This window comes from Clostridium sp. DL1XJH146 (assembly GCF_054819755.1).
Genome location: NZ_JBTVVN010000089.1, coordinates 1 through 1,865, shown reverse-complemented (window position 1 = coordinate 1,865; position 1,865 = coordinate 1). Strand labels below are relative to the sequence as shown.

Genomic DNA, 1,865 nt, shown 5'->3' with positions numbered 1-1,865 from the left:
AGGGGCTGTCTCAGAATAAATTCTGAGATACCCCTTTTTTATTATATTTTTCTTTCGTAACATACTAAAATTTATGAGTTTTAACTTACTTTTTTCCATCACAAAAACAGGTACAGTTTAAGTACCTGTAAAAATTATACATTTAATTACTGTTTTTTAAGATGCTTTTTTTTCTTGTTTAAATAATCTTTTTCCTACTCGGTCAGCCATAATTCTTCTATGTAGTTTATTAATGTTAAAACCAAAACACAAAAGGAGAAATTCTGTTTTTACATTTCTTTTCCCACGTGTTAAAAATCTTCTAAAACCAAGATCTTGCTTCAATACTCCAAATGCACCTTCAACTTGAATTGAACGATTCATCCTTAATATAATACCTTCTTCACTTGTTATGTTTTTATATGAATCTTGTCTTTTCTCAATAAATTTTGGTGATACACTTAACCTACGGTTTCCCTTGGCTCTAGTACATTTGCTTTTATGTATACAATCAGAACAATCTTCTGCTTCATATACTTTAATATTTGCAATATAGCCTGCTTTGGATTTTCTTGTAGTATCAAAAATATGTGATAGTCGTTTATTATTATGACAAATATAATAATCTTCCTCGCTATTGTATTCCATATTTTCTCGCTTTCCAATTTGATTCTTGAAGCTACGCTTTTTTTGTTTTTCATATACTGAAGGTTTTATGAATGATTTTTGACCTTTATTTTCAAGGTAAACTAAATTTTCTTCACTTTCATATCCAGCGTCAGCGACAATGTTACTATATTTAACATTTAAATTTTCTTCTACACTATCTATGAATGGAATAAAAGTTAATTGATCATTCCTGTCACTAAAAATATCCATAGCAACAATATACTCATTTTCTACTCCAATTTGAATGTTGTATCCTGGTTTAAGTTGAGAATTTCGCATGTGGTCTTCTTTCATATGCATAAAAGTAGCATCAGTATCAGTTTTTGAAAAACTATTTCTTCCATCAAATAGGTTGTTATAATTGGAGTATTTTTGCTGTTTATCAATGAAGTCTTCGACTTGTTCTATATCACGTTGTAAGGGAGTTTTTCGTTTCCCTTTTCCATGCACAAAAACAATTTTATTTTCTTGTTTTTTTGTGTTAAGATATTTCGACATTAATAGCAATTGTTCCAACATTTTATCCTCTTCAAATTGTAATTCTGCAGAGTATGTTAAATTATATTTTTCAATAAATTTTCTAATTTTTTCATGTAATTTTTGTTCATGTTTATTAGTTGATTTCTTCCATACGAAAGTGTACTTGTTAGCGTTAGCTTCAATTTTAGTACCATCAACAAATAAGTTTTCATATTGAACCTCATCAAGTGCATGAAGCTTTTTTATATATTGATAAAACAAATCTTCTGCTGCATTAGATATTCGCTCTCCTCGAAAGCGATTGATAGTGTTATGATCTGGGGCTTTTTCACCGCCTAATAACCATATAAAATTGATATCTCGTCTGCAAGCCTCTTCAATTTTGCGAGTTGAAAAGATTCCTTGAGAATATGCATAAACAAGAATTTTAAAAAGAGTGGGCGGATTAACAACAGGGTTTCTTCCTTTGTGTGAGTATGCTTGCATTAATTTCCTATAATCTAATTCCTCCATAACTTGGCTAAGCAATCTCACTGAATCATCATCTGGTATAATTAATCCTAAATTTAGTGGTAAAACTAATTGTTCTTTTTGCGAATTAGTAGTATAATTTTTATGTGTAATTTGTGTACTTGTCATACTATAATTATACTAAAAACGAGCCCTTTGTGGCTCGTTTTTTCATTAAAAAAATAAAAAACTGAGGCTATCTCAGTTTTCTATTCTGAGACAGCCCC

Annotated in this window: 1 protein-coding gene; it reads right to left on the bottom strand. The window is 29.6% G+C overall.

The window, feature by feature from the left end; translation table 11 throughout:
- Positions 1-156: 156 nt before the first annotated feature.
- Positions 157-1,767, bottom strand: coding sequence for an IS1182 family transposase (locus ACVHXK_RS18585; protein WP_461207903.1), 1,611 nt, complete (start codon positions 1,765-1,767; stop codon positions 157-159).
- Positions 1,768-1,865 lie beyond the last annotated feature (98 nt).